General features: G+C 39.2%; 7 protein-coding genes. 5 read left to right on the forward strand and 2 right to left on the reverse strand.

Translation table 11 applies throughout. The annotated features are described in order from the left end of the window. The first annotated feature begins 43 nt into the window (after positions 1–43). Together DC094_RS10885 and DC094_RS10890 are read left to right on the forward strand one after the other, a co-directional pair. Positions 44–1,147 carry a transposase gene (locus DC094_RS10885; protein WP_133245523.1) on the forward strand — a complete coding sequence of 368 codons (1,104 nt, stop codon included), beginning with the start codon at positions 44–46 and terminating at the stop codon, positions 1,145–1,147. 1,121 nt (positions 1,148–2,268) lie between these two features. After that, entirely contained in the window at positions 2,269–4,521 is a 2,253-nt protein-coding gene (locus DC094_RS10890; protein ID WP_116687148.1) for a hypothetical protein, read from the forward strand. A gap of 1,481 nt (positions 4,522–6,002) precedes the next feature. On the opposite strand, the gene DC094_RS10905 is transcribed toward DC094_RS10890, so the two are convergent. Then, positions 6,003–6,965 (reverse strand): hypothetical protein, encoded by a 963-nt coding sequence (locus DC094_RS10905; protein WP_116687151.1) that lies wholly within the window; start codon positions 6,963–6,965, stop codon positions 6,003–6,005. Positions 6,966–8,354: 1,389 nt separating this feature from the next. On the opposite strand from DC094_RS10905, the gene DC094_RS22710 reads away from it, so the two are divergent. Then, positions 8,355–8,489 (forward strand): hypothetical protein, encoded by a 135-nt coding sequence (locus DC094_RS22710; protein WP_255420890.1) that lies wholly within the window; start codon positions 8,355–8,357, stop codon positions 8,487–8,489. 1,361 nt (positions 8,490–9,850) lie between these two features. After that, on the forward strand, positions 9,851–12,115 hold the full coding sequence (locus DC094_RS10915) for a hypothetical protein (RefSeq protein ID WP_116687153.1): 2,265 nt from the start codon (positions 9,851–9,853) through the stop codon (positions 12,113–12,115). 689 nt (positions 12,116–12,804) lie between these two features. On the opposite strand, the gene DC094_RS10920 is transcribed toward DC094_RS10915, so the two are convergent. Beyond that, entirely contained in the window at positions 12,805–13,767 is a 963-nt protein-coding gene (locus DC094_RS10920; RefSeq protein ID WP_116687154.1) for a hypothetical protein, read from the reverse strand. A 1,101-nt stretch (positions 13,768–14,868) separates the two neighbouring features. Here DC094_RS10920 and DC094_RS22120 point away from each other — a divergent pair. Further along, complete coding sequence (locus DC094_RS22120; RefSeq protein ID WP_158527291.1) at positions 14,869–15,036, forward strand: hypothetical protein; 168 nt, start codon at positions 14,869–14,871, stop codon at positions 15,034–15,036. The last annotated feature ends 63 nt before the right edge of the window (positions 15,037–15,099 follow it).

Below are 15,099 nucleotides of genomic sequence, written 5' to 3' on the forward strand. Positions count from 1 at the left end.
TTTTTGCAGGAGCGGCACTTGAAAAAGTTGTCATTTTCACATCATGCCATCACCCAGAGCTATTCTATACGATCCGAAAGAAAATCCATTTCTCCATGTAATTTCGCGTTGTGTTAGGCGAGGGTGGTTGTGTGGTGAAGATCCAACACTACTCAAAAAGCACCGTAAAAATTACGACCATCGCCGCCAGTGGATTGTCGATAGAATTGATCGGCTGAGCAAAGCGTTTGCGGTTGATATCGCAGCTTACGCCGTCATGAGCAACCACTACCACCTGGTGGTTTTTGTGGATGTGGAGCGCGCGAAAAACTGGAATATCAAGCAGGTGTTGTTGCAATATTGCAAGGTGTTCGAGGCGCATCCATGGGTTAAGAGTTATCTCGATCCTGACAAATTTCACACGCTGACTCAAATGCAAATTCAATGGGTTGAAGAAACTGCTGATACTATTTATCGCAAGCGATTATATTCCATTAGCTGGTTTATGCGCTCAATTAACGAACCGTTGGCACGAATCGCCAATGCGGAAGATTTATGCAAAGGCCGATTTTGGGAAGGGCGGTTTAAAGCCCAAGCATTGCTGGATGAACAGGCGTTGCTCACCTGCATGGCCTATGTCGATCTTAACCCGCTTCGTGCCGGTATTGCACAAACGCCAGAAAGTTCGAATTACACTTCGGTTCAAGCCCGAATTGAAACTGAATTACCTGCCAGTAATCATCGTAGAAAGAAAAGCCGAAAAACAAATAATCAGCGGCGCTACGATTATAATTTCGCCCGATTAAAACCTTTTGTTGATAGCAAAGCCAAATCTAGCATTAATATCAAAGATAAAATTCATCTGCTGCCATTTAAATTAAAAGATTATTTGGAATTGGTTGATGCCAGTGCTCGCATGGCGCGCACTGATAAGAGACACATGGACAGCAGTTTGCCGCCAATTTTTGAACGATTACAAATTGAGACTGATGCACGCTGGTGGGCTTCTGCCATGAGCGGTCGCAGCACTGTGATGGCGAATGCGCGACAGTTTGCCCACGCAATGGGTAATGCGCTGAATCTCAAGCAATTTCGTGATCGAGTTAAACAACAAACTGAAACTTGGCGACAGCAAATACCATCGCCTGGAAAACAACCACCCTCTTGATGCTCATTTTTATTGAGTAAGTTTAAATCTAGAATATTTAAAATCAGATGTAATTTAAATAACCGGAGCTGATCCGGTTTTCGCCGTGGCATCAATTTAATATAGTTGCATTTGAAACGAAGCAATCGACTGCCATAATCACATTTAATGTTAGTGTTTCAGGGTTGTTCCGGTTATTAGATTTTTGGATTGAGGTATAATTGCAATTATGGGTGGCGTGCTGTTTGCGTGATGGGTGGCGTGCTGTTTGCGTGATGGGTGGCGTGCTGTTTGCGTGGCAATTATGGGTGGCGTGCTGTTTGGCGTGCTGTTTCTTTGTTATTTAAGATTTTTTTCTGTTTTCTCCATGCGGGCAATATTGGGAGCGGGTGCATAAAATCGAAATCCAACTGACACAATGATGATATTGGTCATCAGCGCTAATAAAACCAATTACTGGCTATTAATATGACGACCTCTTGCTTTGTCTTTGACTTTATAAGTGCAAGGAATGCGAAGGGTTTGTGATGTTTTTTATTAATACAATTAACAATTAAGAAACTCAAATTAATGTCGTAATGTATCGAAAAATTAATTAGGCTGGCGTGCAATGTTACCTGTTACTATGTTTCTTCTTTTTTATTGAAAGTCCAGCTCAATCTGGTAAATTTAGATAAGCAGAAAACTTTTTCACTCAGGCGTGGTTCGATAGCAACGATGTCGGCAATTAATTCAGATAAGTTAATTTTTTGACAGTGAGTCAGTTCTGATAAGGAATTGATTTTTTTTAGTGGGTTTTTTAATCAATCGAGAAGTGTAGTGGCAGCATGAACGTGATGGATTAGCGTGTAAATGATTTTACTATTGTGATGATGTTATTGGGAGTTTTTTTATTCTCAATATTAAGGAAGAAAGGCCGCAGTGTCGAGTTTGAATTAAAACAGCACGATGGCGAAAGAAATGAATGCTTAAAAATTAAAGGATTAGCCAATAAGAAACAATATCTCACAAGATTGTTGCCCTCGTGTTTATCGTAGGAGCTACGGCTGAATTAAGGGGGGCTTCGAATTCAATCCTGACGAGGAATAAATAATTAAAAACAGGGGACGCCTTAATTTAACTCTTGCAGAGGAATAAGCACGATGAAAAACCTACTATTGTTTTTAACAATTGGATTCCTAACTATAGGATGCGCTAATTACGCGTACGCGGATGAAGTGGCGCACGAAAGTGCAGGGAGCACACATGAAAGAATAGAAGGGCCGGCAACTGTTCGAGGGCTAGTGAGGCTGGGAGCTCCAGACGAGAATGGAGACTTTAGCCTTATCTACGCACAAGATCTAACAAACATGATTGTCAACATTCGTCGTCTAGATGGTACGCGTTTAGATAGGTACGGGCTTAACTCCGATGACGTTACGGTTCTTATGGGATCTGCAAACGTTCGCTTCGTAGCATTCCAAGGTACCAACTCTAATGGAGATGTCATTAGAGTCGGCGTAACAGTAGAAGGATTTGAATACGAAGAACCGATAACGGGTTATTTGCCCGGTACAACGCTTGAACACGCAATCACTTCCCCCGAGTTATTCATTGAAGCTGTTAACGCAAACAGCGGCGCGTCTTCTTGGTATATTAAAAACGAAGTGACTGGTGGAATTATTCAGGTGAACAGGCTCTGTTCAGAGGATGATCCTTATTTTTCTATTGCTGGAACAGTGCAAGATGGATCGCAAGATTTAGGTATTTATGGTGGTGCTATCCTTGGAAGTATAACTTGGGAAGAGCGTTGTGGTTATGATCCGCAGTTCCGTGACATCATTGGAGGGTCTGAAGATTTTCAAGGCAAAATATCTGAATTAATAAAAGTAGGTGCAACTAACTTTGGTGGATCAGTTGATCCGGTTGATCAAGTTAATCAAGTTGATCAAGTTGATCAAGTTGATCCAGTTGATCCAGTTGATCCAGTAAGGGACGGATCTATTGTTGCGCTAGCGATTAGAACTCAAGAAGAATTCAGTAATGCTATTAATGGAAGTTTGAGCTCTTGGTATGTTGAAAACACGCTAACAGGCAATATTCTACAGTTTAATCGCGTATGTGAAAGTGCAGAAGGCCTTGTTTTATCTATCACTGGAGCGCTGGATGAAGCTGATACTTATTTTAGTGACAATACTTGGAAAGCTGTATTCTGGCATGGTGATCGCTGTATTAACACCCGAACTGATTTCGTAACTGGTGCTGGTATTGCGGGCTTACAAGCCAGAATATCGGAATATTTCTTATACACAGATGCAACTAACTTTGGAATAACAAGAGACGGCTCTACTCCTGCGTTAGCTATCAGAACGCACAGGGAACTTGTAGCGAATGTACCTGCAGTCGGACAATCTAGATATGTTGAAAACACAACAACGGGTGACATCATACAGATGAATGCATTCTGTGGTGGTTTTACAGGATTAACACCGATTAATGTTACTGGCGCAGCACAAGATGGATCTGCTGATTATTATGTTGCCACTCTAACCGGTGAATGGGGAACTGCCTCGTGGCATCAAGGTAGATGTAGTGATGCTTTTGATATTGTTGGTCATGCTGGTCGCGAAAATACAGGTTTTCAAAATGTAATAAATGCTTACATACAAAACACAACCGCCACTAATTTTAGAGACGGGTATGTTCCTGTTAGAAACGGATCTACTGTTGCGCTAGCGATTAGAACTCAAGAAGAATTCAGTAATGCTATTAATGGAAGTTTGAGCTCTTGGTATGTTGAAAACACGCTAACAGGCAATATTCTACAGTTTAATCGCGTATGTGAAAGTGCAGAAGGCCTTGTTTTATCTATCACTGGAGCGCTGGATGAAGCAGATACTTATTTTAGTAGCAATACTTGGAAAGCTGTATTCTGGCATGGTGATCGCTGTATTAACACCCGAACTGATTTCGTAGCTGGTGCTGGTATTGCGGGCTTACAAGCCAGAATATCGGAGTATTTCTTATACACAGATGCAACTAACTTTGGAATAACAAGAGACGGCTCTACTCCTGCGTTAGCTATTAGAACGCACAGGGAATTTGTAGCGAATTTACTTGCAGTCGGACAATCTAGATATGTTGAAAACACAACAACGGGTGACATCATACAGATGAATGCATTCTGTGGTGGTTTTACAGGATCAACACTGATTAATGTTACTGGCGCAGCACAAGATGGATCTGCTGATAATTATGTTAACATTCGAACCGGCTTTTGGGGAGCTGCCTCGTGGCTTCGAGGTAGATGTAGTGATTCTTTTAAAGCTCATCAGACTGGTCGTGAAAATGCAGGTTTTCAAAGTGTAATAAATGCTTACATACAATACACAACCGCCACTAATTTTAGGGACTAGTATGTTCCACCTGTTAGAGATGGATCTACTCCTGACCTAGCTATAAGGGCTCACGAAGGTTTTTTAAGTAATACGCCTGAAGTTGGAGAATCTAGATACATTGAAGATACGAGAGCAGGTGACATTATCCAGGTAACTAGAGCATGCATCAACCAAAGCAATATAATATTATCTGCCACGGGAGCGTGTTCTAATGGTGATGATGGAACGTACGCTTTGGCAAATTACCTCGAAAAGAAAGGCGCAACTAACTACAGGTTAAATTAAGCTAATTAAGCTTGGGGCAAAACTGCCTCAGGCTTTTTAACACTTTGTTAAAGTTTTGAATAATAAGTTAAAGATAGAGTGTCGGCACGAAGGAAAAACAATACCGAGCAAAGTGTTGTTTATGCCAGTCAAAAACCATTTGATTTCTCATTCGGTTGTCATGATGGCGTTCAGAGTTATTTCATATGAGCCGAAAGCAAATCCCGTCCGCATTCTCTTTTAAAGAGCTCGTATAATCTCTCTCACTTTTCCATCTTTGGCATATGGTTGCTGATTTCTCGGCTTTGGCATGATTATCCATTGGTGGAAGAAATGCAAAGCAAATGTCTAGAACATTTACTGCCTGCATTGCACTAATCTGTATATCCATGTGCTTTCTGCTTGTAATGACAGAGTAATTTTTTAACTGTGAATCTCAAGTTAGCGTCATCTTCATTCTCGTCAAGGATAGCAGAAGGCATTGGCATGGAAGTTAAATCTGAAAGTTTATGGCGCTATAAATTTATTGAAAATAGTAGTTAAAAAATCCAAGCAGACTCTAAAGAGAAGATCTAACCCACCAGAAATCATCGCAGGAAAAAAGTTGAAAAAGAAACAAATAACGCCGATATGATTATAAATATGCTCGATTGAAATCTTATATTGATAGTAAGAATAAATCCAAATCCAAACCTAGTATTAATATAAGCGATACAGTTCATTTATTGCCATTTAATTAACAGATTATCTAAAGCTGATTGATGTCAATACCATGAGCGGTCGCAGCTCTGCGATGGCTAGTGCGAGACAGCTTGCCTGTGAAATGGGTAGTGCGCTGAATTTTAAGTGGTTTTGTGTTCTAGCTAATCAAAAACACAGGAGTCTGAAAAACAATTGCCATCTTGATGTTTGTTTATATTTAATGAGTTTAAATCAGGAGTTTTTAGAATTAAATGCAATTTAAGTGATCGAGATTATTTTTCTTGTCGTAGTGTCAATTCAGTATCATTGTATTCGAAGTGAAGAAAGTAGTTACTGCAATCGTGCTGAGCGCTAAGTTTGTATAGTTATGCCAGTCATTAGCGTTTTTAATTAAGATATACTTAAAATCATCGGTGGCGTGCTGTATCTTATATATTCCGAAGCATTTCTTGGAATACCTTTAAAACCCTTTGCGATATCAGAAAAATAATAAAAAAACCCCTAAGACCTAAAAAAAATCTTAGGGGTTTTGTTTAGTCTTGTAAGGTGATGCCTGCGTTAACTGCTGCTATTGCAACGGCCGCACGAGCCTTGTTGGCTACTATGATTGCTTGATGGAGTTCATTTAATGGTACAAGATATTCTTCTGTATTTGAGATAACTTCTTCTACGTTCAAATCCTTACCCACCAAGTGATCTAAAGGTGAGATAACTTTCGATTCATCACCTATGAGGAAATCATAAAGACGTGAATTCAGCTCTTGAAAGCCAATCCCCCACGGTAGTGGATCATTAACACCGACGCCGTAGTAATCTTTAATAATTGTGCGGTATTGGTTTTGGTCTTCAACGTTCCCAGCTTGTTGAGCTTCTATGAATGAATTAGTCCAGCCATAGATCATTTCAAGGTCTTCTACGAGAGCACCTATGGTTTCGAGGTTCGGGTAAAAATGATCGAGCACATTACGAATCAGGTATCCTGCTGTCTCTGCTGTTTCTATAGTGCCTGTAGTTTCGCCTGTAACGTATTCTATCCACTCTACTACTCGAAAGCTTGGGCCTGCTGACCATACTTTTCGAACCGGTTGAATCTTCGCGCTTATATCATCATCAGCAAGCGCAGAGGCAATCACAGCTTCATTATAAATAGCTAAGTAGTCTATTGGTGTTATTGGGTCTATACCATCGAGCAATGTTGTTGCTGAGACTGCAATGGACAAATTAGCGATGGTTGATGGGTTGAATACTAATGTGTAATCCGTTTTATCTCCAATTTTAGAAGTGTTTAAACAAAGTTGTGCGAGATCCCCAAAGCTTGCGCAGCCAGCGTCTGAAGCATTAGCTGCAGCCCATTTCTGTAGTTCTTGAATTTCTAAATGAATTGTTTCCATATTGCTTGCAAATGATTTTAATTCATCTGATGGAATAGGCGGGGGTGAAGCTATCGCAGCAGTTGAAGATGCGATCAACGCTAAGGATGCTAAGAAAGTTTTCATTATACCATTCCTTTATTTAAATAGGGTTGATTAGAGGTCGGTGCGATCTTGAAAGAGATAGTAGACTTCGATATCAACAGCCCGTGATCATCTTCTAGATTCTGCGGTATTCGCAAAGAGTTGAAAAATTGTATCGATTTAGTTTTCATTTCGATGCGAATTGTGAGAAGTGAGATCACTTATATTCGATGGTGTTTCACTTAAAATGTGAAGTCAGCAGCTTCAGTGTACTGATTCAAGTCAGTATCGTCGTGCCATCGAAGTTGATGCTCAGATGAACTGCAAAAATATTAGAGTAAACGTGCAATAAGTATTAAAATATAGGATTTTTTCAATTTTAGTGCTTAGAGGTATTGTTGGCTAATGCTCTCAAATGTCGAATGTTTGCGCCAAAAAACAAAATAATGTATTCACTAAATAAAAACTAATTGATTGGAAGTTGTAGTGTTTTTACAAGGTTTTTTGCTATCAACTTATTGAAAAGTAACTTGAAAATAAAAAAAGAGGTGAATCATTCGGTTTGTTAGTGTAAATGATGGTTTTATTAATTGTAATGTGCTCACATCAGTTTGCTCAAGGGCTTAGAAATTTAAAATTGCTCCGGACATTGTAGATACAAGGTTTGATGAGGCCAAAATATTCCATACATTTTTCGGTATCCCTCGCTTTTGTGTGGGTCACGTAGCGAAATCAGCTATCTGGCGATACGTTTCAAAAGTGTCTGATTGCACAGAAGGCTCATCAAGCCTGCATGTAACAGAAGGTTAGATGCATCGGGAGCAGGGCGTGTATTGTATTTCACGACCCTTAGCGAGTCATTAATTAGGTTCAAATATACATTAGAAAACAAAAGAATCAGAAAAATACTAACTGTAATGTTCAATGAAAGTTACAGAAGGCCACGAAAATAAAAATGATACATGAGTGGTGGGAGTGATGAATGTTGAGCGAATCAATTTGTATCGGAATGGTTGTCAGTAAATGAGGCAATCGATACGTAAGATAATATCATTGCTTTGCATGGTCTTAGGTTACGTGTTGAATTGTCAAAAGCATATATTGAAGCAGGTAATATTTATTTGCTGTCGGCAAAAAGTTGTTGCTTTAAATTGTATGGGTATCCTTTTATTTAACAGCTGAGGCTTTAAAAAAATAAATGACTTTTAGCTTTGGTTGACACTTTGCCTAAGGAGGTTTCCAGTTCTAGCTAAAATCCATATCTTGGGGCGGGCCATTTATCATGAAAATAATTTTCTAAAAGTGGGTCAATATTTCTCGGCTAAAATCTTTTGTTGATGATTAAATTAAGTCCATAGTTAATATCAGAGATACAGTTCAATCACTGCTATTTAAATTAAAAAATTAGATTCAGGCTAGTAGGTTAGCGCCATGAGCGGTCGCAGCAAAGTAATATCCAGTGCCTATCAGTTTGCCTATGCCATGGATAATGCGCTGAACCTCAGCAGTTTAGTGATCGAGCCAAGCAACAAGCTGCGCTTGGCAACGGCAAACACAGGCGCCTGAAAAGCAATCTCTCTCTTGGTACTCATTTTTATTGAATGGTTTTAAATTAGAGGTTTTTAAAATTAAATGCAATTTAAACAAACAGACTGATTTGATTTTTGCTTTGATATTAGGGTCCTAGAAACTAATAAATACCCTGTTTCCCAGGGATGGTCGCATCACACTGAATCTTATGTTATCCGCGTAGGTTTGATAAGCCTTCGGCGCAATCAGACAGTTTTGCCCCCATCGCTAGATGTCTGATTTCGCTAGTACTCATCAAACCTACAAGGTTCCGAGTAATTTTAAATTTCCGAGTCCCTTAATTCAGTATGGTTGCATTTAAAATGCAAGGGATGCAATTTTAATTGCAGTGAATGCCAGTTTTTTTTGTGGTTATTTAAGTTGTTAGAATTATTGGAGTTATTGGAGTTATTGGAGTTATTGGAGTTATTGGAGTTGTTGGAGTTGTTGGAGTTATTGGTTGGAGGAGTATTTAAAGTCATAAGTGGTATGCAGTATTTGTTTTTACAAATGTCATTCAGCATCAAAGATGCTCAGTTTAGTATCTTGGCGTATTACAATATTTATTAGAATAGCTTGCAATATTAGCTGCCATGATATTTTTTTCTTGTAGAAAACTCGGCGCAACTCAGTGCATTTCAATGCAATCCAGTTAATTTAAATAAATCAAAGGTTCTGCGCTAAATCGCAATCCAATAGGTGTTTCAGTGATAATGATGTCAACAGATGATGCAGGTGAATTGGTTTTTTTTGGCAATGAGTGAGTTCTGCTGGAGGGTTGGTTTTTTAGTCCATTGTTTAATTTGTTAAAAAGCATTGTGGCAACGTTAAGGTGACGAATTAACGTGTAAAAAATTTGACGAAAAAGGATAGAATCGGCATCCTAGAGTAAAGCGTCTTAATGGCAGTCATGCTAGCAATTAATGTAAGGAGGTTGATTTCTTTTAGTGAATTATTTTATTCATCAATAAATATTGGGTCGGCATTAAAGTGATGAGTTAACGCGTAAATAATTTAACGAAAAAGATAAGGTCAAAATCTTGGCGCTACTAGCCGAGCCGTAGCTTGGCCTTTTTTGATTTATCTTCACAATGTCAAGACAGAAAAGCTGCAATGTCGAGTTTAAGCAATAAATAGAGCGTTATGGGGTATTAAAGCGCTACGATAGCGAAAGCAATGAATATTTAACAATTAAAGAATTAGCCGGTGAGAAAAAATATCTTGCAAGGCTGTTGCCTCTGGTGTCTTTCGTAGAAATTACGCTGACATAGAGAGAGGCTTTGAATTCGTTCCTGACGAGGAATAAATAATTAGAAACAGGGACGCCTTAACCTAACTCTTGTCGAGGAATAAACACGATGAAAAACTTACTGTTGTTTTTAACAATCGGAATCCTATCCGTAGGATGCGATAATTACGCGGATGACGTGGAGGTCATAGACAGATCCACCATCGTAGAATCTTTTGAAAATACCAATTGGATGGCCGAGTTAACGCAAATTGACATTAAAGCGAGTGCTTCTCAATTTTCAAGTGCAGCAGAGCCTATGCCCGTCCCGGGACTTGTTACGTTAGGACCTAAATTTTCTAACGGAGACTATAGCCTTATATTTTCACAGCATATAATAGACATGACTATTACGGCTGTTCTTGTAGATGAAACGGTATGGGTTGGAACAGGATACGACTCTCAAAACGTGATTGTTGTTAACGGTTCTCACTTAGTTCAAGCCGTATACTTCAAAGGTTATAATTCAGGTGGAGAGTTTGTTTCTGGAGATGTACAAGTTCTAGAAGCACTTCTCGCCGAGCAAGAAGTAGAAGTACAAGAAGAATTAAATGTGCTTAGACGCGGGGTTGATCCTGAAAGCGCTATCAGAACTAGTGATCAGTTTATAACTTCTATTATTGTTAATCCATCTGCAGACTCTTGGTATGTTGAAGATGCGGCAGGTAATATAATCCAGATAAATAAACTAATTTGTGAAGATAGTGACTTCTTTGTTATGTCTGTTACTGGTGCACCACAGAGTGGTGTGGCTGACCTTGGTTTTCAAAATGGTGCTTGGGGGCAGATATTTTGGGACGATACAGTTCGATGTGCTGGTGGATATTTCGTATCTGATGGTGATGGAACGGCAGGCTTGCAGTCTAGAATCCAAGCTTACATACAGTACTCAGATGCAGTTAATTACAAATTAGGATTTACTCCTGAAAGCGCGATCACAACTAGTGAAGATTTCTTAAGTGCCATTAGCTCAGATGATGTAACTTCTTTATATGTTGAAGACACTTCAACAGATGACATTATCCAAATAAATAAAATCTGTGAAGACAATGAAGACTTTGTTTTTTCTGTTGCAGGTACAGAACAGAATGGTTTTACCGATACTGGTATTAAGAATGGTCGTTTGGGATACATTCACTGGGACGGTGGCGTTCGATGTGTTGATGGCTATGTAATATTCGAAGCTGAAGGAACTGAAGGCTTACAATCTAGAATCCAAACCTATATCCAAAACTTGAATGCAACTAACTTTAGATTAACAGTTGCACCAGAACCCGTTGCACCAGAACCCGTTGCGCCTACCTTGTCTAGAGACGGGTCTACTATTGAAAACGCTATCACAACGAATGAAGATTTCTTAATTGCAATAGATTTACCTGATGCAAACTCTTGGTATGTTGAAGATACAACAACAGGCAACATACTGCAGTTTAATAGATTTCCCTGTAGTAATGGTACGTTCGTTATGTATGTTACTGGTGCAGAAGATGATGGTGATACTACTATTCAAGATGGTCGCTGGGTAGAGATAAATCGGACCGGTGAAAGTCGATGTGATATTAGACGGGTCGAATTAGAATATCCAGGAACTGCTGGCTTACAGTTCCGAATAAGTGCTTTCGTTGCAAGCACAGATGCAACTAACTTTAGACCAGGCTTTACGGTTGAAAGCGCTATCACAACGAATGAAGATTTCTTAATTGCAATAGATTTACCTAGTGCAAACTCTTGGTATGTTGAAGATACAACAACAGGCAACATACTGCAGTTTAATAGATTTCCTTGTAGTAATGGTACGTTTGTTATGTATGTTACTGGTGCAGAAGATGATGGTGATACTACTATTCAAGATGGTCGCTGGGCAGAGATAAATCAGACCGGTGGAAATCGATGTGATATTAGACGGGTCGAATTAGAATATCTAGGAACTGCTGGCTTACAATTCCGAATAAGTGCTTTCGTTGCACGCACAGATGCAACTAACTTTAGACCAGGCTTTGCGGTGGAAAGTGCTATCACAACGAGTGAAGACTTTTTAACTGCTATCGAAGCAGGTGCAACTTCTTTATATGTTGAAGACACTTCAACAGGTGACATCATCCAGGTAAATAGAGGGTGTGATTATAATAATTCCGTCACTTTATCTGTTACGGGTGCAAGTGCAGGTGGAGACACTGTTGTTTCGAATGGTGTTTGGGGTGGTATAGTTTGGGACAACCTACATGGAGGTCGATGTGCTGCTGGCGTTATTGACTTATATAGTGCCGGAACCATAGGGATGCAGGAAAGAATTCAGCTTTACATAGTGCTCACAGATGCAACTAACTTTAGATAAACAATAACGCCACCCAATATATTGTTTATACCTGTCAAAAAACATTTGAATCCTCATGCGGTTGCCATTGATTTAATCTTTGGCAACCGTTTTTTTTTCAGGAACGGCACTTGAAAAAAATGTCATTTCCACATCATGCCAGCACCCAGAGTTATTCTTTACAATCTAAAAGAAAATCTCTCCCTTTTTTTAGCGATTAAAAATTGAGGCCGACGCAAGCTAGTGGGTTAGCGCCACGAGCGGTCGCAGCAAAGTGATAGCCAGTGTTTAGCAGCTTGCCTATGTAATAGGTAATGCGCTGAACCTCAGGCAGTTGTGATCGAGTCAATCGACAAACTGAGGCTTGACGACAGCGAACACAAGAGGCAGGAAAACAACCGTCCTCTTGATGCTTTTTTTATTGAGTAGGTTTAAATCAGAAGCAATTTTAATAACCGATATTAATCTAGTTTTCGTCGTAGCATTAATTCAATGGAATTTCATTCGAAGCGATTGCCAGTATTTTGTGGTTATCCCAGTCATGAGAGTTTTTGATTGAGAGATAATTAAAATCATGGATGGCGTGCTGCATCTTATATATTCCGAAATGCTTCTTAGGGCGCTTATAACGCCCTTTGCGATGCCGGGAAAATAATAAAAAAACCCCTAAGATTCTAAAAAGATTCTTAGGGGTTTTGTTTAGTTTTTGTTTAATTTTGCGAGGTGATACCCGCGTTAGCTGCTGCTATTGCAACGGCCGCACGAGCTTCAGCGGCTACTGCGATTGATTGATTGAGCGCATTTGATAGTACAAGATATTCTTCTGTATTTGAGATAACTGCTTCTACATTTAAATGCCTACCCATGAAGCGATCAAAAGATGAAACAAATCTTAATTCGCGGCCTACGATGAGATCTTGGAGGCGTAAATTCAATCCTCGGATGCTAATACCCAATGGTAGTGGATCGTTAAAACCAACACCATAGTAATCTTTAATGAGTGCGCGGTATTGGTTTTGACCTTCAACGTTCCTAGCTTGTTGAGCCTCTACGAATGAATTAGTCCAGCCATAAATCGTTTTAAGGTCCTTTACGAGAGAGGCTGTGGTGTCGAGGTTAGGGTAAAAGTGGTTGAGTTGATTGCGATTTATGTAGCCAGCTGTTTCTGCTGTTTCTACAGTGCTCCTTGTTTCGCCTGTAGCGTATTTAACCCATTCTACTGCTCGTAAGCCTGGGCCTGCTGACCATCCGATTCGAGCTGAATTAACTTTAGCTCGTACATCATTATCAGCAAGCGCTAAAGTAGCCAAGGCTTCATTATAAATAGCTAAGTAGTCTATTGCTATTATTGGTTCTACACCATCGAGCAATGTTGTTGCTGAGACTGCAGTGGACAAATTAGTGATGGTTAATGGGTTGAATACCGATGTGTAATCAGTACCATCTCCAATTCCAGAAGTGTTCAAACAAAGATGCGCGAGATCCCCAAAGCTTTCGCAGCCAATAGCTGAAGCATTAGCTGCGGCCCATTCCTGTAGTTCTTGAATTTCTAAATGAATTGTTTCCATATTACTTGCAAATGATCTCAATTCATCTGATGGAACAGGTGGAGGTGAAGCTATCGCAACAGTTGAAGATGCGATCAACGTTAAGGATGCTAAAAGAGTTTTCATTATGCGATTCCTTGTATTTATATAGAGTGAATTAGAAGCCTGTGATCCTGAAAAAGATAATAGACTTCGATATCAACAGTCGGTGATTATCTTTTAGACTCGCAAAGGTCTGAAAAATTGTATCGATTTAATTTTTATTTCGATACGCATTGTAGGCAGCGAGATCACTAATTATATTCAGTGGCGTTTCAATTGAGATGTGAAATCAACAGTTTCAGTGTACTGATCCAAGTCAGTGTCGTCGTGCTATTGGAGTTGCTGCTCAGATGAACCGCAAAAATATTAGGGTGAACGTACAATAAACATTAAAGAATAGGCTTTTTTCAATTTTAGTGTTTAGAAATATTGCTGACTAATGCTCTCAAATGTTTTTCAAATATCGAATGATTACGTTAAAAAATAAAATCACTTACTCACTAAATAAAAGCTAGTTGATGAGTGTTTGTCGTATTTTAAAGAAACGACCTGCCAGTAACATGCTGAAAAATATATTAAAAATAAAGTAGGAACAGATTTTTTAGTTTGTTGGTATAAATGATGGTTTTATTATTTATGATGTGCTCTACCGAGCATTTTAAAGAATACGCACACAACAGCTTGCTTAGTGAGTCATTGGCTTGGTTCAAATATAAATTAGAAAAAAAATTACTAGCCATAGCGTTTGATGAAAAAGTTACAGTAAATCATAAAATGAAAATAACACGCAGGTAAGGCACACACTGAATATTTGCTGTTGGGCGAATTAATTTGAATTGGAGTGGTTGTCAGTAAATGAAATAATTGATACACAATATAATGTCATTGCTTGGTGTAATTCTAGATCACGTGTTGAACTGTCAAAAGCATACATTAAAGCGGGTGAAATTATTTGCTGTCAGTAAAAGGTAATCATTTTAAGTTGTATAGATACGTTTTTTTTATTTAATAAGGGGAGGCTTTGAAAAATAAATAGCTTTTAGCTTCAATCAGCACGTTGCTTAAAGAAGTTTCCAGCTAAAGCTAAAGCTAAAGCCTGTGCCTTAGTAATGATTCCTCCAAGCTAAATCCCGATCCATCGTCCCATCTGATTATTACTAGTGCCGATGTGCAGGCAAAGCGCTGATGGATAAAGCGCAATCGCTTCACTGTGATCTGACCGTTGAAGTGATAAAGGCCAATGCAATCTTTCGTAATTTTTACTCGAAGTACGGCTTTGAATGTGTCAATGAATTACTCCATCAGTTGACGGAGCAGATTGCGCTGCAGCTTAAATTTACCGCCAAGTCATAATTCGACTAATTCATTCTTGTTTAGCGCTGTTGACAGAGGGGCTGGCAATCGGGCTCTCTGGGC

Source organism: Pelagibaculum spongiae, assembly GCF_003097315.1.
GTDB lineage: Bacteria > Pseudomonadota > Gammaproteobacteria > Enterobacterales > Pelagibaculaceae > Pelagibaculum > Pelagibaculum spongiae.